Origin of the sequence: Pseudomonas sp. Y5-11 (assembly GCF_022368695.1) — a bacterium.
GTDB lineage: Bacteria > Pseudomonadota > Gammaproteobacteria > Pseudomonadales > Pseudomonadaceae > Aquipseudomonas > Aquipseudomonas parakoreensis.
Genome location: NZ_CP058974.1, coordinates 5,199,414 through 5,223,170 on the forward strand (window position 1 = coordinate 5,199,414; position 23,757 = coordinate 5,223,170).

A 23,757-nucleotide genomic window follows, 5' to 3' on the forward strand; every position below is an offset into this window, starting at 1 on the left:
CGCCTGCTTTCGCGAGCCGGCTCGCTCCCACAGGGGATCTCCATGATGTCGAAATTTCATACCGGACAAATAACAAGGGGGCGAATTTTCATCCGCCCCCTCGCTTGTCCGCTTATTCCTGCGGCTCTTCGTCAGCTGCGGCGTCGAGTTGCTGGTCCTCGGCAACGTCGTCGATCACGACATCTCCCTCGAACCCGGCACCCTCTTCACCTTCAAGCTCGTCGCCTTCGACCTCCGATGGCTCCTGAACCCGCTCCAGACCGACCAGGGTTTCATCCTTGGCCAGCTTGATCAGAGTCACGCCTTGGGTGTTACGACCCAGGCTCGACACTTCGTCGACGCGGGTACGTACCAGCGTGCCCTGATCGGAAATCAACATGATTTCTTCGCCGTCGAGCACCTGAACCGCACCGACCAGACGGCCGTTACGCTCGTTGCTGACCATGGCGATCACGCCTTGACCGCCACGCTTGTACTCTGGGAACTCGGTAATCGCGGTGCGCTTGCCATAACCACGCTCGGAAGCGGTGAGGATCTGGCTGCCTTCTTCCGGGATCAGCATCGAAATCAGCTTCTGCCCTTCCGGCAGACGCATGCCGCGTACACCACGGGCGGTACGGCCCATGGCGCGTACGTCGGACTCTTTGAAACGCGTCACTTTGCCGCCGTCGGAGAACAGCATCACTTCGCGCTCGCCATCGGTGATGGCCGCGGAGATCAACACGTCGCCTTCGTCCAGCTCCAGCGCGATCAGACCGACGCTGCGCTGACGGCTGAAGGATTCCAGCGGAGTCTTCTTCACGGTGCCGTTGGCGGTCGCCATGAAGATGTAGTGACCTTCGGTGTACTCCTCGACCGGCAGCATGGTGGTGATGTATTCACCGTCATCCAGCGGCAGCAGATTGACCAGCGGACGACCACGGGCGGCGCGGGACGCTTCCGGAATTTCGTAAGTCTTCAGCCAGTACACCTTGCCCCTGCTGGAGAACAGCAGCAGCGTGGTGTGACTGTTGGCCACCAGCAGGTGAGCGATGTAGTCCTCATCCTTGACGCCGGTCGCCGATTTGCCTTTGCCGCCACGACGCTGAGCCTGGTACGCAGCCAGTGGCTGGGTCTTGGCGTAGCCACCGTGGGAAATGGTCACGACGCGCTCCTCTTCCGGGATCATGTCGCCCAGGGTCAGATCGAGACGCGCATCGAGAATCTCGGTGCGGCGCACGTCGCCGTATTCGGCACGGATCACTTCCAGCTCTTCGCGGATCACTTCCATCAGGCGCACGGCGCTGTTGAGGATGCGGATCAGCTCGCCGATCTGGTTGAGGATCTCTTGATACTCGGCCAGCAGCTTCTCGTGCTCCAGACCGGTCAGACGGTGCAGACGCAGTTCCAGAATGGCTTGCGCCTGTTCTGGCGACAGGAAGTACTTGCCGTCGCGCAGACCGTATTGCGGATCGAGGTTTTCCGGACGGCACGAATCGGCGCCGGCACGCTCCACCATCGCCACCACTGCCGAGGATTCCCAAGGGGTGCTGACCAGCGCTTCCTTGGCTTCCGACGGAGTCGGCGACGCCTTGATCAGAGCGATCACCGGGTCGATGTTCGACAGGGCAACGGCCTGACCTTCAAGAATGTGACCGCGCTCGCGGGCCTTGCGCAGCTCGAATACGGTACGACGGGTGACCACTTCGCGACGGTGACGGACGAATGCTTCCAGCAGATCCTTGAGATTGAGGATGCGTGGACGGCCGTCGATCAGCGCGACGATGTTGATGCCGAATACCGATTGCAACTGGGTCTGGGCGTAGAGGTTGTTGAGGATCACCTCAGGCACTTCGCCGCGACGCAGCTCGATCACGACGCGCATACCGTCCTTGTCGGACTCGTCGCGCAGCTCGGTGATGCCTTCGAGCTTCTTCTCTTTGACCAGTTCGGCGATCTTCTCGATCAGACGCGCCTTGTTCAGCTGATACGGCAGTTCAGTGATGACGATCTGCTGTCGGCCACCGACCTTGTCGATGTCTTCGATGATCGAACGCGCACGCATGTAAATGCGGCCACGACCGGTGCGGTAGGCTTCGATGATGCCGGCACGACCGTTGATGATCGCGGCCGTCGGGAAGTCCGGACCGGGGATGTATTGCATCAGCTCATCGACGGTCAGCTCGGGATTGTCGATGAGGGCCAGGCAACCGTCGATGACTTCACCGAGGTTGTGCGGCGGAATGTTGGTCGCCATGCCCACGGCAATACCGCTGGAACCGTTGACCAGCAGGTTCGGCACGCGGGTCGGCATGACCGCCGGGATCAGCTCGGTACCGTCGTAGTTCGGCACCCAGTCCACGGTTTCCTTGTGCAGGTCGGCCAGCAGTTCGTGCGCCAGCTTGGTCATGCGCACTTCGGTGTATCGCATGGCCGCAGCGTTGTCGCCGTCCACCGAACCGAAGTTGCCCTGACCGTCAACCAGCAGGTAGCGCAGGGAGAAAGGCTGAGCCATGCGGACGATGGTGTCGTACACCGCAGTATCACCATGCGGGTGATACTTACCGATCACGTCACCGACAACACGGGCAGATTTCTTGTACGGCTTGTTGAAGTCGTTGCCCAGCTCGCTCATCGCGAACAGTACGCGACGGTGCACGGGCTTGAGGCCATCGCGCGCATCCGGCAGTGCACGGCCGACGATTACGCTCATTGCGTAGTCGAGGTAGGACTGTTTCAGCTCGTCTTCGATATTGACCGGGAGGATTTCTTTGGCCAGTTCGCCCATGAGAAGCCTGATTCCTTTTTCTGGTGAAACTTCGTCATATCCATATGGGATGTACGAAGCTCGTCGGGGCAGGCTGAGTGCCGTGCGCCGACTTACGACAAATCAACGGATAGAACCACGGATTTGCGCAGTAAAGACAGCTCCGTGAAGCCGCCTCGGAAAACGCCGGATGTTATCACAAGAGCCGCCACGCACCTATCCCCCAGATGCGCATGGAGCATAGTTAGTTGACCGATGACAGGCGTAAAGGGGACGAGAGAGGCTCAGAGCTTCTTTGAATGCAGTTTTGAGGTCAGGTTTTGCGATGTTTATTGACTTTCAGGCCCCCATCGCGAGCAGGCTCGCTCCCACAAAGTTCTATGCCGTTCACAAAACCTGTGGGAGCGAGCCTGCTCGCGAAAGGGGCAACGCAGACACCAAGCCAATCAATGCAGGCGTTTGCGGCACATCAACTGAGCCATTTTCGCCGTATCCGGCCGCTCGACGATGCCCTTTTCAGTGACGATCGCGTCGATCAGATCCGCCGGCGTCACATCGAACACCGGGTTGAACGCCTCGACGTCCGCCCCCACGCGCTTGCCACCGACCTCCAGCAACTCGGCGCCATCACGTTCCTCGATCGGGATGTCGTCGCCACTGGCCAGATGCATGTCGATGGTCGAACTCGGCGCCACCACCATGAAGCGCACGCCGTGGTGCATGGCGTTGACCGCCAGTTGGTAGGTGCCGATCTTGTTCGCCACATCGCCATTGGCAGTGATGCGGTCAGCACCGACGATCACCCAGGTCACGCCTTTGGTTTTCATGATGTGCGCGGCGGCGGAGTCAGCATTGAGCGTCACCGGAATGCCTTCGTTCGCCAGCTCCCAGGCGGTCAGGCGCGAACCCTGCAGCCACGGGCGGGTTTCATCGGCGTAGACGCGCTCTACCATGCCTTCGAGATAGGCCGCGCGAATCACCCCCAGCGCGGTACCGAAACCTCCGGTGGCCAGAGCGCCGGTATTACAGTGAGTGAGAATCGCCTGGGCGTTGCCCTGATGCTTGCGGATCAGATCGACACCGAGCTGAGCCATGGTCAGGTTGGCTTCGCGGTCGCTTTCATGAATGGCGATGGCTTCAGCTTCCAGTGCCGCCAGCGGATCGGCGTTTTCTTTCAGCCGGTCCAGGCGATCGTGCATGCGGTTCAGCGCCCAGAACAGATTGACCGCCGTCGGCCGGGAATCGGCGAGCAAGGCGAAATCCTCTTCCAGCGCCGCGTACCAGTCACCCCCCTCAGCGATCCGTGCGCGGACCGCCAGCACTATGCCATAGGCCGCACTGATGCCGATCGCCGGTGCGCCACGTACCACCATCGAACGAATCGCCTCAGCCACACCGGCCGCGCTGGTGTAGGCAATCCAGTTTTCCTCAAACGGCAAAATACGCTGATCCAGCAGGTGGAGCGCGCCATCTCGCCAATCGATGGCCTTTACTTTCTCCGCAGCCAACAGTCGATCGCGCATCCCTCACCCCGCACTCATGAACAAAAGCCGCCGATTATAGCGATCCCCCCGCGAAGACGCTCGGGTATACTTCGCCATCCTTTACAAAAGCACTGGAACCGACCCTCGATGCCGAAACCTGCCATTGCGCTCGACTTATTATTGCTGCCGACCTGGCTGGTACCCGTCGAACCTGCAGGCGTTGTGCTCAAGGAACACGGCCTGGGCATCCGTGACGGTCGCATCGTGTTTATCGGCCCGCGCGCCGAAGCATTGAAGTGTAACGCCACTGAAGTCCGCGAATTGCCGGACGTGCTGCTCAGCCCGGGCCTGATCAACGCCCACGGGCATGCGGCGATGACCCTGTTCCGTGGCCTGGCCGACGATCTGCCGCTGATGACCTGGCTGGAAAACCACATCTGGCCGGCCGAAGCCAAATGGGTCGATGAAGATTTCGTCCGTGATGGCACTGACTTGGCGATTGCCGAGCAGATCAAAGGTGGCATCAGTTGCTTCTCGGACATGTACTTCTTCCCGAAAGTCGCCAGTGAGCGCGTGCACAACAGCGGCATTCGCGCACAGATCGCGATTCCGATCCTCGATTTCCCGATCCCCGGCGCCAGCAGCGCCGATGAGGCCATTCGTCAGGGCGTCGAGCTGTTCGGCGATTTGAAGCATCACGAACGGATCAAGATCACTTTCGGCCCTCATGCACCCTACACCGTGGGCGACGAGAACCTGGAAAAAATCCGCGTGATCGCCGAAGAGCTGGACGCGTCGATCCACATGCATGTCCACGAAACTGCCTTCGAAGTCCAGCAATCGCTGGAGCATCGCGGCGAGCGGCCACTGGCCCGTCTCGCTCGCCTCGGTTTGCTTGGCCCGCGCTTCCAGGCGGTGCACATGACCCAGATCAGCGATGACGATCTGGCATTGCTGGTAGAAAGCAACACCAGCGTGATCCACTGCCCGGAATCGAACCTGAAGCTGGCCAGCGGTTTCTGCCCGGTGGAGCGTCTGTGGCAGGCTGGCGTGAACGTTGCCGTCGGCACCGATGGCGCCGCCAGTAACAACGACCTCGATCTGCTCGGCGAAACCCGCACCGCCGCGCTGCTGGCCAAAGCCGTCGCCGGCTCGGCCACCGCGCTGGACGCCCATCGCGCGCTGCGCATGGCCACGCTCAACGGCGCCCGGGCTCTGGGCATTGAGGCACAGGTCGGTTCGCTGGAGATTGGCAAGGCTGCAGACATCGTCGCCTTCGACCTGTCCGGCCTGGCCCAGCAACCGGTCTATGACCCGGTGTCACAGCTTATCTATGCCACCGGCCGCGACTGCGTGAAACACCTGTGGGTCGCCGGCAAACAGTTACTCGACGACCGGCGCCTGACCCGCCTGGACGAACAACAGCTGGGCGCCACCGCCCGGGCCTGGGGCCAGCGCATCAGCGGCCACTCCGAATCGTAAACACCGCGGAGCAGACTTCGCGGCTACAGCCTTTTTCAAGTTTTTCGAGGAATAGATCATGAGCAACGTCGACCACGCCGAAATCGCCAAATTCGAAGCCCTGGCCCATCGTTGGTGGGACCGTGAAAGCGAGTTCAAACCACTGCACGACATCAATCCGCTGCGCGTCAACTGGATTGACGAGCGGGTCAATCTGGCCGGCAAGAAAGTTCTCGACGTCGGCTGCGGCGGCGGCATTCTCAGCGAAGCCATGGCCCAGCGCGGCGCCACGGTAACGGGCATCGACATGGGCGAAGCGCCGCTGGCGGTCGCGCAACTGCATCAATTGGAATCCGGGGTCAACGTCGAGTACCGACAGATCACCGCTGAAGCCCTTGCCGAAGAAATGCCCGAGCAGTTCGACGTGGTCACTTGCCTGGAAATGCTCGAACACGTACCGGACCCGTCGTCGGTGATCCGCGCCTGCTACCGCATGGTCAAACCGGGCGGCCAGGTGTTCTTCTCGACCATCAACCGCAACCCGAAGGCGTACCTGTTCGCCATCGTCGGTGCCGAATACATCATGAAGCTGCTGCCGCGCGGCACCCACGACTTCAAGAAATTTATTCGCCCGTCCGAGCTGGGCGCCTGGAGCCGCATCGCCGGCCTGACCGTCAAGGACATCATCGGCCTGACCTACAACCCGCTGACCAAGCACTACAAGCTGGCCAGCGACGTTGACGTCAACTACATGATCCAGACCCTGCGCGAGGAGTAAGCCGATGGCCATCAGAGCAGTCCTTTTCGACATGGACGGCACCCTGCTCGACACCGCGCCGGATTTCATCGCCATCTGTCAGGCGATGCGCGCGGATCGCGGCTTGCCGCCAATGAACGACAAGCACATCCGCGACGAAATTTCCGGCGGCGCCAAAGCCATGGTCGCGGTGACGTTCTCGATGGACCCGGAATCGCCGGGCTTCGAAGAACTGCGTCAGGAGTTCCTCGAACGCTATCTGGCCGGTTGCGCGGTACACAGCAAGCTGTTCGACGGCATGGGCGAATTGCTGGCCGACATCGAGCGGGGCAACCTGATCTGGGGCGTGGTCACCAACAAACCGGTTCGGTTTGCCGAGCCGATCATGCAGCAACTGGGGCTGGCCGAGCGCTCGGCGCTGTTGATCTGCCCGGACCACGTGAAAAACAGCAAGCCGGATCCGGAGCCGCTGATCCTCGCATGCAAGATGCTTGATCTGGATCCGTCCACCGTGCTGTTTGTGGGCGATGATCTGCGCGACATCGAATCGGGGCGCGATGCGGGCACCAAAACCGCCGCCGTGACCTATGGCTATATCCACCCGGACGACAACCCGCGGCACTGGGGCGCGGATGTGGTGGTGGATCATCCGCTGGAACTGCGCAAGGTCATCGACAACGCGCTGTGCAGCTGCTGAAAACGGCCGTTGTGGCGAGGGGATTTATCCCCGATGGGATGCGAAGCAGCCCGCGCACTTTCAGGTCGATTCGATAGACAGGTTTCACGACTGCTTCTCAGCCGGTCGGGGATAAATCCCCTCACCACAGGGAAGCAGGTCTTCATGAATGGATTGTGAGGTTTTTATGTTTGATTACACCGCCCGTCCCGAATTGCTCAAGGACCGGGTCATTCTGGTCACCGGTGCCGGGCGCGGTATCGGCGCCGCGGCTGCCAAGACCTACGCCGCCCATGGCGCTACCGTGCTGTTGCTGGGCAAGACCGAAGCCAATCTGACGCAGGTCTACGACGAAATCGAAGCCGCCGGCCATCCACAACCGGCGGTGATCCCGTTCAACCTCGAGACCGCCCTGCCCCATCAATACGATGAGCTGGCGGCGATGATCGAAACCGAGTTCGGCCATCTTGATGGCCTGCTGCACAACGCCTCGATCATTGGGCCGCGTACGCCGATCGAGCAACTGTCCGGCGAAAACTTCATGCGCGTCATGCAGGTCAACGTCAACGCCATGTTCATGCTCACCAGCACCTTGCTGCCGCTGCTCAAGCTGTCGCAGGATGCCTCGGTGGTGTTCACCTCCAGCAGCGTCGGACGCAAGGGCCGGGCCTACTGGGGCGCCTACGGTGTGTCGAAGTTTGCCACCGAAGGCCTGATGCAGACGCTGGCCGACGAGGTCGATGGCGTAGCACCCGTGCGTTCCAACAGCATCAACCCGGGCGGCACGCGTACCAGCATGCGCGCACAGGCCTATCCGGGGGAAAACCCGCTGAACAATCCGACCCCGGAAGAGATCATGCCGGTGTACCTGTACCTGATGGGCCCGGACAGTACGGGCATCAATGGCCAGGCATTCAACGCGCAATAAGTGCCATACGTCGCTTTTGTTGCCGTGGCGGATTACCGTCGCGGCACACCTTTGCCGCTTTTCGCCGTCACATTCCAGTCAAATATCTGCCACCCCCGCCCAAAGCAAAATGCCATCCCGTTGATTCATAACGTTTTTAATTATCGTGAACCGAATGGCACGACTTTCGCTCTAAATCTCCTCAAAGCACGCCGTGTGAAGGCACTGGGGCAAGGGCGATTTCGATAGCTGACTAATCGTCATCCGGCAGACTAAACTTACGCCAAATGTCCTACGGGACTGATGGATCAGTATGACGCGCAGCCCATAGCCGCTCTCACCCAGCCTGTAAGACAGACTTACTGCTTAGGGGCTCACGCCATATGAAATCACCTTCCCAGACCAATGCAATTGACTTTGACAGTGCCAAATTGCAACGCCTGGGCTTTGGTCAGCTGCCTCCGCTTCTGGAACGCCCGGCCAGCCTCGCGCAATTGCGCCAGCAAATGAGCCTGCAACTGCAAACCAGTCTTGAGCCGCAACGAATCCTCGGTCTGTTTTTTCGCGAAGTTCAGCGCCTGGTGCCGCTGGATGCCTTGAGTTACGTGCATTCAGGCAGCGACCTGCGTCTGGAATTCGGTGCGCGCGGTCACCATTCCGTCAGCTATAGCCTCAGCCACGAAGGCGAGCACTTGGGCGAACTGGTGTTTCGCCGCAACCAGCGCTTCAGCGAGCAGGATCAGGGCAACCTCGAATCGCTGCTGTCGTCGCTGTTGTTCCCGATGCGCAACGCCCTGCTCTACCGCGCTGCGACGCAAAGTGCGCTGCGCGACCCGCTGACCGGAACCGGCAACCGGATCGCCATGGAGCAGACCCTGCAGCGCGAGATCGACATGTCACGTCGGCACCTGCAACCACTATCGGTTCTCATGCTCGACATCGACCACTTCAAACGGGTCAACGACAGCCACGGCCACAGCGCCGGCGATGACGTGCTCAAAGCGGTGGCAGCCTCGATCAAGAGCCAGTTGCGCAACGTCGACATGGTGTTTCGCTATGGCGGGGAAGAGTTTCTGATCCTGCTGTCGAACACCGGCCGGGAAGCGGCGCAAATGGTTGGCGAGCGTTTGCGCCATGCCGCGCAGGCTGAGGAATACTTCGTCGACGGCCAGTTGATCGACCTGACCGTGAGCCTTGGCTGTTCGACTCTTCTGCCGGGGGAATCGGCCGACAGTCTGCTGCGCCGGGCGGACAGTGCGCTGTATGTAGCCAAGCGCGAAGGGCGTAATCGGTTGGCGATGGCGGGCTGAATATTCTCAGACAGCACACAGCAGTGTGGGAGTGAGCCTGCTCGCGAAAGCGGTGAATCAGTCAAAACCGTGCTGACTGAAGCGCCGTCTTCGCGAGCAGGCTCGCTCCCACATTTTTGCTACACCTCAGACCTTGAATCAGCTCTCTGCCAACGCCAGACGTTCACGACCGTGGATCGCGCGCTCCGTGGTTTCCAGCTGCATGCAGCGCTCAAGGAACAGGTACATGTAGTCGTAGCTCTTGCACACGGCCTGGCGCAGCTCGGTCTGCAATGCCTGGCTCGGGTTCATCCCCGCCAGCGTGCAGATGATTTCCAGCGCTTCCCATGGATGGGCGTCGTCGTATTGGGCATGCATCTTCAGCCATTTCATCGCGCGCTTGCGGTCTTCTTCAGGGAACGCCGCAGCGTACACGCCAGTGGAACACACCAGCGCCGACCACTCCCCGGTAGCGCCCTCGATGGCGTAGTTGGTGGCGGCGATGGCGACGATCAGCGAGTCCGCCGAACTCGTATGCCAGCACCAGTGACTCAGCGCATGCAGTTCCGGCGGCACTTGCTGAGCCTGAAGATCCTCAAGGCTGACGCCGTGCGCGCGGCTCCAGTTCAGCCAGTAATCGGCATGATTGAGTTCAACACGGATGTTCCGCATCAGCCAGCGGCGCGCCATGTCCTCCCCAGGATGGCGGGCAAACCTAGTCTTGGTCAGGTTCTGCGCCATATACAACGCAAACTGTTCAACGACCGGCCAGCCCCCGATCAGGTACTGGCGCATGGTCCTGGCGCTGAGCTTGTTATCGCGCATGCGCTGGTACAGTTCATGTTCGACAACCCGGCGCTTGCTCTCGCTGCAATCCGTAATGAGCTGTTGCGCCCAGGCGGGATAACTTGCAGCTTCCATGAGTGGTCCGGTTCGGTTGAATGTGTCGATCACTGTTCGGCTCCTTTTGATTTGTGATTGTAAGGATCGGCAAGAGATTTCAACGGAACGTGCCAGGCGCCTTGAATAACAACGGCTGCGGTCTGGCGGGCCGACTTTGCAAACTGTCGCAGGTAAACAACTGCGGGCGTTCGATGACGTAACCCTGAGCGTAATCCACCCCGATTTCAAGCAATGCCTGCTCGATCTGGGTTGTTTCTACAAACTCGGCAATTGTCTGCTTACCCATGACATGCCCGATGTGATTGATCACTTCGACCATTGCGCGGTTAATCGGGTCGTCCAGCATATCCTTTACGAAACTTCCGTCGATCTTCAGGAAGTCTACAGGCAAATGTTTCAGATAAGCGAATGAAGACATTCCGGCGCAAAAATCATCAAGCGAGAAGTAACATCCTAAGCCTTTGAGTTCATTAATAAATCTAATTGCACTCCCGAGATTGGCAATGGCACTGGTTTCGGTAATTTCAAAACAAATCATTTCAGGAGGTATGGCGTAGTTAACAAACTGTTCACGCAGAAAGTGCAAAAACGCGTCATCTCCGATAGTAATGCCTGAAAGATTAATCGCACACATTGCCAAAGGCTCTTCATGTTGTTCGGCAATACATTGGGCAATGACTTTAAAAACATTTTCTACAACCCAGCGGTCCAGTTGACTCATCAGACCATAACGTTCGGCCGCCGGAATGAAACTGTCCGGCAGGATCATCCGCCCGGCCTCGTCATGCAGACGCAAGAGTATTTCGATGTGCCCGCCGCCATCAGCTGCGGGGCCCAGTGGCGCGATTTCCTGGGCGTAAAGGCAAAAGCGGTCTTCTTCCAGAGCCATGTGCAGGCGCTGCACCCAGGCCATTTCGCCGAAGCGCAGAGACAGTTCGGAGTCGTCTGCGTGATAAACCTGCACCCGGTTACGGCCCTTTTCCTTGGCCATGTAGCAAGCCATGTCAGCCGCGCGCAATGAGGCTTCCAGAGTGGTCGGGGTCTGGGCGATGTGCACCAGACCGATACTCACCGTGGTCAGGAACGGTCGCCCCTTCCACACGAAGTGCAGGTTCTGCACAGTCTGACGCAAGCTCTCGGCAATTTTCTCGGCAGCGTCCGGGGCGCAGTTCTCCAGCAGGATGCCGAACTCGTCGCCGCCCAGCCGTGCCAGGGTGTCGCTCTCGCGCAAGCCCGATTGCAACAGCGCGCAGATGTGCCGCAGCAACTCATCGCCTGCGGCATGGCCGCAGGTGTCGTTGACCAGTTTGAACTGGTCCAGATCAAGGAACATCAGCGCATGCCGACCGGGCTGGCGCGTCAGGTTGTGCAGGGCTTGCTCCAGGCGATATTCGAATTCGCGGCGGTTGGCCAGACCGGTCAAGGCATCGTGGGTGGCCTGCCACGACAGGTTGGCGATGTATTGCCGCTCCTGAGTCATGTCATGCAGCACCAACACCGTGCCACTGACTTTCTCGGCATTGCGGATCGGTGCGCCCACCAGCGTCACGGAAACCGTGCTGCCGTCCAGGCGCTGAATCAGTTTGGAATGTTCGCTGCCGCCGACCAGTTGCCCGCTGAGGATATGCTCGATCAGCGTCAGTCCTTCTGCCTGCGCGTTGTCGTCCAGCAGATTAAACAGCGCGGCCAGAGGCAGCCCCGCCGCATGCTCGGACTTCCAGTGCGTCATGGCTTCTGCCGCAGGATTCATGTAATCGATCGCACCGTTGACGTCGGTGGTGATGACCCCGTCGCCAATCGATTGCAGGGTGATGTGCGCCCGGTCCTTCTCCAGCTGCAGCGCCTGGGCAAAAGCATGGCGCTGCTTGAGCAGTTTGTGGGTGCGCAACAGTGCCAGCATGATCAACCCCAGCGCCGTGGCCAGGTTGGTGAACAGCAGCAGGCGCAGGATCATCCGCGAGCCCTCGCCCAAGGCATCGCTGAAAGCCTTGGCCGCCGGCGTTACACCGTCGTTGATGGCAAAGATCTGCGCTTTCCAGTGCTGGATGTCAGCCGGCGTCGCGACATTCTCGCTGATGCCCTGATGCATCTCGCGCGCGACATTGTCCAGTTGTACCAGATAGGCATCGCCGATGGTCCAGCGGTCGATCGCTGTTTCCAGATAACTGAAATGACGGAAATTGAGGTACAGCCAGATCAGGCTCGAAACGTCATCGGGATGGTTGCCACCCTTGAGAATCCCCTCCCGCGCCGCCTGCAGATCCGGTGGTTGACGATCCAGCGCCAGACGCAACTGGTGACCGCCCTGAGGCACCGCAATCGCGTCCTTGTACTTGAGGAAGATCGCCTCGTCGCGGCTGTCGGCATACAGGTTCAAATAATAGATGGCGTCCTTCTGGCCCTTGGACCAGAGACTTTCACCGGCAACGTAGCCCCGCACGGCCGACAGGACGTAGAGACTCACGCCCCCCAATAACGCCTGAAATAACACGACGGCAATAAATGGCCAGACGATGCCCAACAACCGTGGCGTTCCGAGTGTCCTTTTTTGCTTCATGAGGTCCTTTGCGTACGTACTGCCATCATCAAGGGGAGACCGCTAAAGCCAGACTAGGGGGCGTTACCCCTTCCGGCAAGCCAGGAAGCGTGCAACCGACCATACATATGTACCGCACCCAAGGTGCGCGATGCTTCGACACTGACGGCTTTCAATCATCCAGAGCCATCTTCAATGCAGTCACTTTCAACCGCGCTGCAACGCCATACTGCCCAACAGAGCGAATACCGCGCAATGATCACTGCCCTGCGCGCGGTCCTCGACGCTTCGACTCCACTGGAGTCCTACTACCTGGCGCCCCAGGCCCATTCACGCCTGGGCGCAGCGCAAGACCAGGCGCAAAACATGCTGCAGACGCTGTTCGAAAACAGCGGCGAACCACAATTGACCGCGTACCTGCAGACATCCAGAGAATCACTGCTGCAAGTCGACGCCACGGCTGATCAATGCAGCTTCTCCTTCAACCGTCGCGATGGCAGCATCGACCGGTATGTCATCGACAGCGTCAGCCGCGCCTCCAGCAGCGTTCAAGCGTTTCAGCAAGCGTTGCTGAGTATAGGCGCACACCTGCGTTCCGACAGGCTGCTACCGCTGTCACAACTGCTGCGTGAGTCCGGGTTCACATTTGCGGATGCACCGGACGCCGCAGCACTGACCCGGCTGATCGGCAAAGTCGAAGAACAGTGCGCCAGCCACCGGCTGAGTCTGCGACCTCTCTCGACGCTTACGGTAATGATGAGCGACGAGGACAAAGCCGCGGCTCACGATGTGATTGGCGCCTGGCTCATCGGTAAATCCCTGTCGGCCATCGACAGTCTGGCCAGCGAAGTCACGCCTCCTTTTACCCTCCAGCAACTGGAGCAGCAGCCCGCCACCTGCCTGGAGCGCTTGCTCGACACCCCGCAGGCCCATGACCTGGGCCTGCGCTTGCTGCAAAAGCTGCAGTGGTACGGTGCCCGTCCCGATGAACTGACCGTCCCCGATATCGGCCTGCGTTTACTGCTCGAAGCGTTATGCCTGTGGTACGAACTGCCCGGCAACCACAGCTCGACCGAAGTGGCCGGTTTTGCGCTCGAACAACGCGCTCACTACGGAGCCGGCTACGCCACCATTCGCCGGGACTTTCTACAGCATCTGGAGGATTCTGACCGAACCTCGACGACGATCGAAAAACACCTGCTGGGATGGGTCTGTCTGGCGCAATTCGGACCGGAATTTCAAGTGCGCGACATCCCTGACGACTTGCCTTACGCCAGCTCGGTGGTCTGGGTCAATTTCGTGCATGGCGTGCACCTCGCTCATGCCCTTGATCCAGGGTTGCTGGAGTATTTGAGCTTCCAGCAACTGGTGGATCTGCCGCTGCACAAAAGTCAAAACGCCAGCAGCGACCTGCAAACCCTGATCGCCATGACCCGAGCGGCTGCCGCACGTACCTGGACCGCAGCCACCGGAGCGTTGGCTGTCGCGAGCGAAGCCTCCGACGGTCAGGCGCCGCTGCACGCTCTGGAAGACCACGAGAAACAACTGAACGCGGCGATCCTGCAACTGGACACCGAGCCGCCACGCAGACTCACTCTGGCACAACAAGAACTGGACAAGGCACTGGCCAACGATCTGTACGATCACACGACGATTCGCCTCAAACGCTACCATCACTCAGCGCGCAACCGTACCCGACGCAACATTATCGATACCGAAGATGTGGCATTGCATACCTGGCCGCTGCTGGAGGTCTATGCCTCTGGCGGGCTGAACAACGACACGCGCTGGTACGTCAGCAGCGATGGCCGCAACGCCAGCGAATGGATCAGCCTGAATCCGCAAGGCAGGCTGCAAAGTGGTTTTGTCGACACCGAATATCGGGGCCGACGCCTTTCACGCTTCCCGAGCAATTGCACCCTGCCCGAGATCAAGACAGAGTTTGACCGGCAGTTCGACGACTATCTGAGCAAGACCCGCGAAGCCTATGAATATTTGATCAAGTCATTATTGGTCACGCTACCGTGGGCTGAACGCCGGGCACTGGAGCACGGCGAAGTGAGGATTCACAGCCTCAGGGATCAGACGCGGCACATCGAGGCACACCTGGAAACAGCGGAAAATATCCTGCCACGTCGGGCACGCATGGGTTTCGTCCTGCAGGTGACGTATCAGGGCCCGTCCCGCTTCTACGAATGCCTGCCGCGCGCCGGCATCATTCGCCACCGTGCAGATCTGGACGGTACCCATATTGGCGGTCTGTTAATGCCACCACTTGCCCCTAAACGTGGACGCACCAAGGCCCAGCGCATCACTCGCATCATCGCCCGCCGCCTGCCATTTGATCGACAAGCACACTGGAACGGTTCGTCCCCCGCCCCCGACGCCAGGTGCATCGCCATCCTCGAACCACTGGGTAAGCCGCTCCCGGTTTCGATGATCCCGGCGGCCCATCACGACAGTTCGCCGAACCTGAGCTTTACTTCGCCACGCACTGCGCAAATCGCTTCATTCATCGCGACGCAGCTGTTCTATGTCGACGAGCAGGCGCTGCGCAGCGACGCCTGGGGAAAAACCCGCTTCGAACAAGACACCAGCAAAACGCACTGGATTCATGCCCTCAAGGGCTTTATTCCGTTCTGGGGCAGTCTCGAAGACCTGCAATCGGACAGTCCGGAGAAACGCGCACTGGGCGTACTCGGCCTGTTCCTCGACATCGTCTCGTTCGCGATTCCCTTGGGCAAATTTGTCGCCGGCAGCATCCGTCTTGCAGCCGTGGCAGGAAGAATGGCGATTCGCGTCGCACTGCCACGCATGGCGCAATTGTCGAAGAACCTGCTGGTTTCGAGCTTGAGAAACCTCAATCCGCTGGACGCTGTGCCTGCCTTGCTCAAGCTCGGAGGCCGAGGCGTGATCGGCGCCGTGCGGGCCGTGGCGCATCTGGAACACCGCGCCGTGGCGCGTCTGAAGAGACTGGCCGGCAGAAGTGCTGACTATGACGTGATACGCAGCCTGCCCCAGGCGCTGGATGCCGGTCGGTGGAAAGCGCTGAACCCTGCCGATCAATTGGCGGTGGTCAGGGGCATTGACGACGTACCGGTACGCAACGTCGGCGGTTCCCGGTATCACCTGCTCGATCCGCTGTCCGACCGCCCTTACGGGCCTCAGTTACTCGCACACGAACACGATTTTTCGCTGGGGCGTTCGCATTACAGCGTCGTGAAAAAAACCGATAATCAAGTCGATATCGAGCTGGCGCCCGATACGCGCATCGAACTCATGCCCGAGGCTGGCGGACGCACCACGGTATTGATCGATAATGTGCCCTATCGACTCGACGGCGATGAACTGCGCCGGGTCGATCTGCTCGATGACAGTCAGCACTGGACACTGCTGCCATGCCGGGTCCGTCGTGCACCGGGCGCGAGCGACTGCCGCGTCAGCTACATCACCGCAGAACCCGCCCCGACCCCCGCCCTCGGCACGATCGACAGGGAAAAGGGTTACGCGCCGTGGTTTGGCGAGCGGATTTCGGAGCCCGCCGCCCTGCCCCGGCAAAAAGGAACGTTCCTGGCGGTCGATGCCAGGCTTTATCAAATCATTGATAACCGCCCGCGATTGTTCACCGGCGACCTGCATCGCCTGGGCTTCAATCAGGGCAAGCTGATGCCAAGACAGCAGATTCAAGCCACGCTGCAGTTTCGCAAAGGTATTTATGCCCGGATAAAAACCGGCGGTACCTACGACGGGATCAATGATTCACATCAGGTCGGCGCAGTGCTGCTGCCGGCCATCGACGACTCGGCCACCCATGTATTTTTCCGGGTCAACAACCATGAGTACTACCTCGCCACTTTCGCCAAAGGCAAAGTCCCCGGCAGGCAGCTGACATTCAAACGCCTGGCCCCCGCCGAACTGGTCGACGGCAGCCTCGGTGCGGAACTGCTGACCGTCTACACCGGCTCGCTGCACGCCAACAACATCGTACGCATCCATGGCCTCGAATCGGTGCAGCGCGCGATGCAGACCATGGAGCAGATCGCGATTCCCATCGGCACCACGGCCAGTCCGGCCAACCATCTGAAATGGCTGAAAGTCGACACCAGCCCGGGCGAGGCGCTGATGTTTGATCACTCGACCCGGATGATCGTCACCCGCCTGCCCGAAGGCGCCGTCACGTGGGCGCGCAGCAAGGAAGCGCCGGAAGCCTTGCGGCAGAAAACCGCAGAGATTTTCGACACGTTGTTCCTGTCACCGACGATCAACCCGGCCAACAACAACGCAGCACTGCGTATCGACAGTGCCATGCAGAAACTGCACAACCTGTTGCCTGTGCGTGAACGGCCACTCAACGCCCGTAACATCGCCTACGCCGAAGTCACCACGGCCAGCGGTAAACGGGAAGTCTACGTCAGCGTCTCCGGCGCTCAGGGCAGCACCCAGCGCCTGCCGCTGTTTCGCCACATGGGCGCCAATCATGTACGGATCGGCAACACCACTTACATCAATATCGACTACAACCCGGCCTTCCCGCGCACCTCGCTGGAGGTGACCGAGCAAGGGCAATTACTGGCCGTGCCGCTGACCATCAAGGATCTGAAAACCTATCAGCCAACGCAGACCAGCCGGCCGACCTCGCTGGACAGCGAAAGCAAACTGATCAGCGTACTGCGCGAGAAATACCCCGATCCGAAGGAGATCCGCTCGGTCGACATCGCGACAACCATGCGCCCGTGCGAATCCTGTTCGGTGGTGATGAAGCAGTTCGGCCATGATGGCGGCGAGACAGCGTTGCAGGTGCTGTGGGGCTGATTACAGACGCTGCAAGTGGCCGTAGAGCTTGGCGTAGAGACCGCCATCGGCGATCAGTTGCTGGTGGTCTCCATCCTCGGCTACGCGTCCGCCATCGAACACCAGCACCCGATCCGCCTGCTTCACCGCCGACAGGCGATGGGCTATGATCAGCGTGGTGCGGCCGCTGAGGAAGCGCGCCATGGCCTGATGCAGGTTGTATTCGGTGGCGGCATCGAGGGCCGAGGTGGCTTCGTCGAGGATCACCACTTTCGGCTCGGCGAGGATCATCCGCGCAATCGCCAGACGCTGGCGCTGACCGCCGGACAGGCGCACGCCGGAACGTCCAACGATACTGTCCAGGCCATCCGGCAAGGCGCGGATGGTCGCCTCCAGCTGGGCGATTTCCAGTGCCTGCCAGCAGGCTTCGTCGCTGCGGGTGCGGCCCATGGTCAGGTTGGCGCGCACGGTGTCGTTGAACAGTGCCGGGTGCTGCAGCACCACCGCGACGTTTTCGCGAATCAGTTCCAGGCCGATTTCCTGCTGGGTCGAACCGCCGAAACGAATGGTGCCGGACAACGGCGTGTACAACCCGAGCAGCAACTGCACCAGCGTGCTCTTGCCGCCGCCACTGGCACCGACAATCGCGACTTTTTCACCGGGAGCAATGGACAGGTTCATCTGATCCACCACCAGCTCATCGCCGTAACCGAAGCTCAGCCCCTGCACCTCGATGCCCACGGTTTCACGGCCCTTGAACGGGTCGACGCCACCCGGGTACTGCGGCTCGTCAGCCCGCGCCAGCAGTTCGTTGATCCGCGCCAGCGCGCCGCCCGCTGCGTAGTAGGCGTATTGCAGATTGAGCAGTTGCTCGACCGGGCCGATCATGAACCACAGGTAACTGAACACCGCGAGCATCTGCCCGATCGACAGGTCGGAGAACAGCACCGTGAGCATCGCTGCCGCGCGGAAGATGTCGATGCCGAACTGGAACAGCAGACCACTGGCGCGGTTCGACGCATCGGTCTTCCACTGCGAATTGACCGCATAGTTACGCACTTCCTGCGCGCGCAAGCCGAGTCGCCCGAGGAAGAAGCCCTGACGGTTGCCGGCGCGCACCTCCTGGATCGCATCAAGGGTTTCGCTCAAGGCCTGAGTGAAACGCGAGGTGCTGTCGTTCTCCAGTTTCTTCAGGTGCTTGACCCGCTTGCCCAGTTGCACCGTGGCGTAAATCACCAACGGGTTGAACAGCAGGATCAGCAGCGCCAGTTTCCAGTGCATCCACATCAGAATGCTGGCGGTGCCAACCAAGGTCAGCATCGCCACCAGAAACCGGCTGAGGGTTTCGCCGACGAATTTGTCGAGGGTGTCCAGATCGGTGACCAGATGCGTGGTCACGGTGCCGCTGCCGAGGCTTTCATATTCGCCGAGGGAAATCCTTTTCAGGCGCTCGATCAGGCGCACGCGAATACGGTAGACGATGTCTTTCGCCAGCCGGGCAAACAGCCGCGCCTGCAACACGCCAAAACACAAGGCGCTGCAACGCAGCGTCAGGGTGACCAGCAGCATCAGGCCGATATAACCCGCCGCCTGCTGCCACATCGACGGCAACACATGGTTCATGACTTTCAGCGCGGCATCGCCATGGCCGAGCAGAACCTCGTCCACCAGCAACGGCAACAGCAACGGAATCGGCACGCTGCACAGCGTCGCCAGCACGGCCACGCCGTTGGCGATCCACAGAGACTTTTTGTGATGCAGTGCCAGGCGCCGGACTTCTGCCCAGCTCAGCCGGTCGACACGCTTTACGGCTGGCGTGTCATCGGCCCGGTCAGGCACAGGCTGCGCGCTCCAGCCAGCGGCCGAGCAATGGCGACAGCTCACTGAGCGGTTGATAGCCGTTGGTCAGCAAGGCCAGTTGGCCATTGCGCTCGGCGAGCAGGGTCGGGAATCCGGCAATGCCCAGATCCTGCACCCAAGTGAAATCCGCCTGAGTCGCTTTGTGTTGGTCGGCATGATCAAACAAGGCAGCAAATTCGATGCGCGGCACGCCAGCCTTTTCAGCCAGCTCCACCAGCACACTGGCCTGGGTGACGTCGCGACCTTCAGCGTAAAACGCCTGCTGGATCAGGCCGACCAGCGTCCAAGCGCAATCCGGTGCCAGGCTGCGCGCGGTAACGATCGCGCGGCAGGCCGGCTCGGTGTCGTAGACAAAACCGTCGGGCAAGGCGCCGTCGAACTTGAACGGCTGCCCGGTGGCCTCGGTGACCGCCTGCCAATGCTCAAGGATGTAGCGCCGCGTGGTCGGCTCCAGCGCCGCACCGTTGCCGGTGCGCAAGCCGCCGACCACCAGATGCAGCTCCACTCCCGCTGCCTGCGCCTGCTCGACCAATGCCTTGGCGACCGGAGCGAACCCCCAGCACCAGGAACACATCGGATCCATCACATAGAGCAGGCGCGCAGTCATGATCAGGCCTCGGTGGATGCTTGTTTATAGTTGTAGCCGATCGGGTGCGGCATGTTGCGCGCCTTGGCCAGTTCGATCTGCTTCTGCCGATCGATGGCGCTGCGGCGGGTTTTCTCGCTCAGCTTGTCCCAGCAATGCGGGCAGCTGATACCGGCCACGTAATGTTCGGAGGCACGATCTTCAACACTGACCGGTGTGCGGCAGGCATGACATTGATCGTAGTCGCCTTCGCTGAGGTCGTGACGCACGGTCACGCGGTTGTCGAAGACGAAGCAGTCGCCCTGCCACTTGGTTTCTTCCTGCGGCACTTCTTCGAGGTACTTCAGGATACCGCCCTTGAGGTGGTAAACCTCTTCGAAACCCTCGCCCAGCATGTAGCTGGAGGCTTTTTCGCAGCGAATGCCGCCGGTGCAGAACATCGCGACTTTCTTGTGCACGGCCGGGTCGAAGTGCTCTTTGATGTAGTCGGGGAATTCACGAAAACTGGTGGTTTTCGGATCGATGGCGCCTTCGAAGGTGCCGATTGCCACTTCGTAGTCGTTGCGGGTGTCGATCAGCAGCACTTGCGGGTCGCTGATCAGCGCGTTCCAGTCCTGCGGCTCGACGTAAGTGCCGACCTTCTTGTTCGGGTCCACGCCTTCGACGCCGAGGGTAACGATCTCTTTCTTCAGCTTGACCTTGGTGCGGTAGAACGGCTGCTCGTCGCAGTATGACTCTTTGTGGTCGATGTCGATCATGCGCGGGTCGTTCTTCAGCCAGGCGAGCAGGCCATCGATGCCTTCGCGGCTGCCGGACACGGTGCCGTTGATGCCTTCTTCGGCGATCAGCAGCGTGCCTTTGATGCCGTTGTCGACCATCGCCTTGAGCAGTGGCTCGCGCAGGTCAACGTAATCTTCGAGGGTGACGAACTTATACAGTGCCGCCACGACAATCGGTTGTGTCATGGGTATTTCTCCAGGTGGCTACCCTCGCAAAGGGTGAACCGGATTCAAAAAAACGCGCCGGCTGAGCGGCGCGTTGCGGATTCTAGCAAAAAAGATCGCAGCCTGCGGCAGCTCCTACAGGGAACTCAATCCGATGTAGGAGCTGCCGCAGGCTGCGATCTTTTGATCTTAATGTTTGCTACCGCCGGCACAGGTCGGCGACGCCGGAGCGGCGCCGACTTCTGCCCATTCCTGCGGGGTGTAGGTGTGCAGCGCCAACGCATGGAACTCGCCCATCAGCTCGCCGAGCGTGCCGTAGACTTTCTGGTGGCGCTTGACCCGGTTCAGGCCTTCGAACTGCGCGCTGACCACCACCGCCTTGAAGTGGGTCTGCAACCCGCGACTGTGCATGTGGCTTTCGTCCAGCACCTGCAAATGTTCAGGCTGAAGCAGAGCCAGCGTCGATTCGATGCGTTGTTGCATGCTCATCACGAACTCCGCTTACTTCTTCTTGGCCGGCGCAGCGCCTTTCGGTGCCAGCTCGTTGGTCATGTCGTCGAGCAGCTTGTTGACGACTGGCACGGCGCTTTCCAGTTTGGCCTGAGTCATCTGGGCCGATTGCTGAGTCAGCTGCGGCATTTTTTCCAGGACTTTCTTGCCCAGTGGCGACTGATAGAACGCAACCAGGTCTTTCAGCTCCGATTCGCTGAAATTGCTGGTGTAGAGCTTGACCATGTCAGGCTTGAGCTTGTTCCAGCCGATGGCCTGGTCCAGCGCGGCGTTGGCCTTGGCCTGGTAGGTTTCCAGTACGGCTTTTTTGGATTCCGGGGCTTTGGTCTGTTCAAAACGCTGAGCGAACATTTGCTGCACTTGCATGTACACCGGAGTGCCCAGCTTGTCAGCGTGCGCCAGGGTCAGGAAAGCTTCAGCACTGGCGTTGTGGCTGGCGGTATCGGCAAGCACCTGGCCGCTGGCGCAAACCAGTGCAACCGCGGTGCAGATGGCACGAAGACGAGTCATCGAGTTTCCTTTTCAGCTAGGCGAGGTCAAACCCCAAGGGCGACCATTCTGCGCCTAAAAAACCTCGTGGCTCAACCCCCGGGCCTTGCCGTGCTTGATTGGCGGGGTTTTGCCGGTCAACAATCGGTTCGAGGGAACCACCTGGGCCTGACCGGGCCTAAACTGCGCAAACAGACCAACAGGAGTGTGCACGATGAGCCGTATCGAAACCGACAGCCTGGGCCAGATCGAAGTCCCGGACGACGCCTACTGGGGTGCTCAGACGCAACGCTCGCTGATCAACTTCGCCATTGGTCAGGAACGCATGCCGCTGCCGGTATTGCACGCGCTGGCCCTGATCAAGAAAGCGGCCGCCCGGGTCAACGACCGCAACGGCGACCTGCCCGCCGACATCGCCCGCCTGATCGAACAGGCCGCCGACGAAGTCCTCGACGGCCAGCACGACGACCAGTTTCCGCTGGTGGTCTGGCAGACCGGCAGCGGCACCCAGAGCAACATGAACGTCAACGAAGTGATCGCCGGCCGGGCCAACGAACTGGCCGGCAACCCGCGCGGCGGCAAGACGCCGGTGCACCCCAACGATCACGTCAACCGCTCGCAAAGCTCCAACGATTGCTTCCCCACCGCCATGAGCATCGCCACGGCCAAAGCCGTGCAGGAGCAATTGCTGCCCGCGATTGCGGAGCTGTCCGGCGGTCTGGCCGAACTGGCGGCGCGCCACATGAAACTGGTGAAGACCGGGCGTACGCACATGATGGACGCGACGCCGATCACCTTCGGTCAGGAGTTGTCCGGGTTCATAGCGCAGCTGGATTACGCCGAGCGAGCGATCCGTGCGGCACTGCCGGCGGTGTGCGAACTGGCGCAGGGTGGCACTGCCGTCGGCACCGGCCTGAATTCGCCGCACGGTTTTGGCGAAGCGATTGCCGCCGAGCTTGCCGCGCTGTCCGGCCTGCCGTTCGTCACCGCGCCGAACAAGTTTGCCGCGCTGGCCGGGCATGAGCCGCTGACCAGCCTGTCCGGTGCTCTGAAGACCCCCGCCGTGGCCCTGATGAAAATCGCCAACGACCTGCGCCTGCTCGGCTCAGGCCCCCGCGCCGGATTGGCCGAAGTGAAATTGCCGGCCAACGAACCTGGCAGCTCGATCATGCCCGGCAAGGTCAACCCGACCCAGTGCGAAGCGCTGTCGATGCTCGCCTGCCAGGTATTGGGCAACGATGTCACCATCGGCATCGCGGCGAGTCAGGGTCACCTGCAACTGAACGTGTACAAACCGGTGATCATCCATAACGTGTTGCAATCGATCCGCCTGCTCGCCGACGGCTGCAGCAACTTCCAGCAGCACTGCATCGCCGGGCTCGAGCCGGATGCGCAGGTCATGGCGCAGCACCTGGAACGTGGCCTGATGCTGGTGACCGCGTTGAACCCGCACATCGGCTACGACAAGTCGGCAGAAATCGCCAAGAAGGCTTACGGCGAGGGTCTGACCTTGCGTGAAGCAGCGCTGCAACTGGGCTATCTGACCGATGAAGAGTTCGATGCCTGGGTGCGGCCGGAAAACATGATCGAGGCTGGCGCCAAGGGCTAACAGCAAAAAGATCGCAGCCTGCGGCAGCTCCTACAGGGGAACGCATTCCAACTGTAGGAGCTGCCGTGTTGTGGTCGAATTTTTTTAGACCATGATGTAGGAGCGTCGATTTAAGGAAGCATCATGGGATATCGGGTTGTTACGTCAGAGGAAAAAGCAGAAGCCATTCGCTTGGTCGTGGAGATGAATTACTCCATCCCTAAAGCCTG

General features: G+C 60.4%; 16 protein-coding genes. 7 read left to right on the forward strand and 9 right to left on the reverse strand.

Annotated elements, in window-relative coordinates:
- Nucleotides 1-112: 112 nt before the first annotated feature.
- Both gyrA and mtnA read right to left on the reverse strand, forming a co-directional pair.
- Entirely contained in the window at nt 113-2,767 is a 2,655-nt protein-coding gene (gyrA, locus tag HXW87_RS23185; RefSeq protein WP_239777848.1) for a DNA gyrase subunit A, read from the reverse strand.
- Nucleotides 2,768-3,192: 425 nt separating this feature from the next.
- Nucleotides 3,193-4,269 (reverse strand): S-methyl-5-thioribose-1-phosphate isomerase, encoded by a 1,077-nt coding sequence (mtnA, locus tag HXW87_RS23190; protein ID WP_239777849.1) that lies wholly within the window; start codon nt 4,267-4,269, stop codon nt 3,193-3,195.
- 108 nt (nt 4,270-4,377) lie between these two features.
- On the opposite strand from mtnA, the gene HXW87_RS23195 reads away from it, so the two are divergent.
- The 5 genes from HXW87_RS23195 (at nt 4,378) to HXW87_RS23215 (ending at nt 9,341) form a co-directional block, all read left to right on the forward strand.
- Nucleotides 4,378-5,712 carry a TRZ/ATZ family hydrolase gene (locus HXW87_RS23195; RefSeq protein ID WP_041069362.1) on the forward strand — a complete coding sequence of 445 codons (1,335 nt, stop codon included), beginning with the start codon at nt 4,378-4,380 and terminating at the stop codon, nt 5,710-5,712.
- Between the two features lie 58 nt (nt 5,713-5,770).
- Complete coding sequence (ubiG, locus tag HXW87_RS23200) at nt 5,771-6,469, forward strand: bifunctional 2-polyprenyl-6-hydroxyphenol methylase/3-demethylubiquinol 3-O-methyltransferase UbiG (protein ID WP_145594197.1); 699 nt, start codon at nt 5,771-5,773, stop codon at nt 6,467-6,469.
- A 4-nt stretch (nt 6,470-6,473) separates the two neighbouring features.
- Nucleotides 6,474-7,145: an N-acetylmuramic acid 6-phosphate phosphatase MupP gene (mupP, locus tag HXW87_RS23205; protein WP_047295560.1), complete on the forward strand. Its 672-nt coding sequence runs from the start codon at nt 6,474-6,476 to the stop codon at nt 7,143-7,145.
- Between the two features lie 166 nt (nt 7,146-7,311).
- Nucleotides 7,312-8,052, forward strand: a complete 741-nt coding sequence (locus HXW87_RS23210) for a YciK family oxidoreductase (RefSeq protein ID WP_003226924.1) — start codon at nt 7,312-7,314, stop codon at nt 8,050-8,052.
- 362 nt (nt 8,053-8,414) lie between these two features.
- Complete coding sequence (locus HXW87_RS23215) at nt 8,415-9,341, forward strand: GGDEF domain-containing protein (protein ID WP_095668622.1); 927 nt, start codon at nt 8,415-8,417, stop codon at nt 9,339-9,341.
- A 138-nt stretch (nt 9,342-9,479) separates the two neighbouring features.
- Here HXW87_RS23215 and HXW87_RS23220 read toward each other — a convergent pair whose 3' ends face one another.
- Together HXW87_RS23220 and HXW87_RS23225 are read right to left on the reverse strand one after the other, a co-directional pair.
- Nucleotides 9,480-10,274 carry an iron-containing redox enzyme family protein gene (locus HXW87_RS23220; RefSeq protein ID WP_047295564.1) on the reverse strand — a complete coding sequence of 265 codons (795 nt, stop codon included), beginning with the start codon at nt 10,272-10,274 and terminating at the stop codon, nt 9,480-9,482.
- 46 nt (nt 10,275-10,320) lie between these two features.
- Entirely contained in the window at nt 10,321-12,780 is a 2,460-nt protein-coding gene (locus HXW87_RS23225) for an EAL domain-containing protein (RefSeq protein ID WP_239777850.1), read from the reverse strand.
- A gap of 174 nt (nt 12,781-12,954) precedes the next feature.
- Between HXW87_RS23225 and HXW87_RS23230 the strand changes: the two genes are divergently transcribed.
- Nucleotides 12,955-17,571, forward strand: a complete 4,617-nt coding sequence (locus HXW87_RS23230; RefSeq protein ID WP_239777851.1) for a deaminase domain-containing protein — start codon at nt 12,955-12,957, stop codon at nt 17,569-17,571.
- On the opposite strand, the gene HXW87_RS23235 is transcribed toward HXW87_RS23230, so the two are convergent.
- The 5 genes from HXW87_RS23235 to HXW87_RS23255 all read right to left on the reverse strand — a co-directional run bounded on the left by HXW87_RS23235 (nt 17,572) and on the right by HXW87_RS23255 (nt 21,960).
- The gene (locus tag HXW87_RS23235; RefSeq protein ID WP_239777852.1) at nt 17,572-19,389 is read right to left on the reverse strand and encodes an ABC transporter ATP-binding protein; all 1,818 of its coding nucleotides are present in this window, start codon (nt 19,387-19,389) and stop codon (nt 17,572-17,574) included. It abuts the gene before it with no gap.
- Entirely contained in the window at nt 19,382-19,984 is a 603-nt protein-coding gene (locus tag HXW87_RS23240; RefSeq protein WP_182401963.1) for a DsbA family protein, read from the reverse strand. The genes HXW87_RS23235 and HXW87_RS23240 overlap by 8 nt, the downstream gene beginning before the upstream one ends.
- Nucleotides 19,985-20,019: 35 nt before the next feature.
- Nucleotides 20,020-20,961, reverse strand: coding sequence for a rhodanese-related sulfurtransferase (locus HXW87_RS23245; protein WP_041069334.1), 942 nt, complete (start codon nt 20,959-20,961; stop codon nt 20,020-20,022).
- 168 nt (nt 20,962-21,129) lie between these two features.
- Nucleotides 21,130-21,429, reverse strand: coding sequence for a BolA family protein (locus HXW87_RS23250; RefSeq protein WP_041069332.1), 300 nt, complete (start codon nt 21,427-21,429; stop codon nt 21,130-21,132).
- 12 nt (nt 21,430-21,441) lie between these two features.
- Nucleotides 21,442-21,960: a DUF2059 domain-containing protein gene (locus HXW87_RS23255; RefSeq protein ID WP_003226938.1), complete on the reverse strand. Its 519-nt coding sequence runs from the start codon at nt 21,958-21,960 to the stop codon at nt 21,442-21,444.
- A 193-nt stretch (nt 21,961-22,153) separates the two neighbouring features.
- Between HXW87_RS23255 and HXW87_RS23260 the strand changes: the two genes are divergently transcribed.
- Nucleotides 22,154-23,548 (forward strand): class II fumarate hydratase, encoded by a 1,395-nt coding sequence (locus HXW87_RS23260; RefSeq protein WP_239777853.1) that lies wholly within the window; start codon nt 22,154-22,156, stop codon nt 23,546-23,548.
- The last annotated feature ends 209 nt before the right edge of the window (nt 23,549-23,757 follow it).

Bases quoted from the DNA above. Each gene is read 5' to 3' on its own strand.
- gyrA (WP_239777848.1), bottom strand. From the start codon at position 2,767: ATGGGCGAACTGGCCAAAGAAATCCTCCCGGTCAATATCGAAGACGAG.
- mtnA (WP_239777849.1), bottom strand. From the start codon at position 4,269: ATGCGCGATCGACTGTTGGCTGCGGAGAAAGTAAAGGCCATCGATTGG.
- HXW87_RS23195 (WP_041069362.1), top strand. From the start codon at position 4,378: ATGCCGAAACCTGCCATTGCGCTCGACTTATTATTGCTGCCGACCTGG.
- ubiG (WP_145594197.1), top strand. From the start codon at position 5,771: ATGAGCAACGTCGACCACGCCGAAATCGCCAAATTCGAAGCCCTGGCC.
- mupP (WP_047295560.1), top strand. From the start codon at position 6,474: ATGGCCATCAGAGCAGTCCTTTTCGACATGGACGGCACCCTGCTCGAC.
- HXW87_RS23210 (WP_003226924.1), top strand. From the start codon at position 7,312: ATGTTTGATTACACCGCCCGTCCCGAATTGCTCAAGGACCGGGTCATT.
- HXW87_RS23215 (WP_095668622.1), top strand. From the start codon at position 8,415: ATGAAATCACCTTCCCAGACCAATGCAATTGACTTTGACAGTGCCAAA.
- HXW87_RS23225 (WP_239777850.1), bottom strand. From the start codon at position 12,780: ATGAAGCAAAAAAGGACACTCGGAACGCCACGGTTGTTGGGCATCGTC.
- HXW87_RS23230 (WP_239777851.1), top strand. From the start codon at position 12,955: ATGCAGTCACTTTCAACCGCGCTGCAACGCCATACTGCCCAACAGAGC.
- HXW87_RS23240 (WP_182401963.1), bottom strand. From the start codon at position 19,984: ATGTGTTCCTGGTGCTGGGGGTTCGCTCCGGTCGCCAAGGCATTGGTC.
- HXW87_RS23245 (WP_041069334.1), bottom strand. From the start codon at position 20,961: ATGACACAACCGATTGTCGTGGCGGCACTGTATAAGTTCGTCACCCTC.
- HXW87_RS23250 (WP_041069332.1), bottom strand. From the start codon at position 21,429: ATGAGCATGCAACAACGCATCGAATCGACGCTGGCTCTGCTTCAGCCT.
- HXW87_RS23255 (WP_003226938.1), bottom strand. From the start codon at position 21,960: ATGACTCGTCTTCGTGCCATCTGCACCGCGGTTGCACTGGTTTGCGCC.
- HXW87_RS23260 (WP_239777853.1), top strand. From the start codon at position 22,154: ATGAGCCGTATCGAAACCGACAGCCTGGGCCAGATCGAAGTCCCGGAC.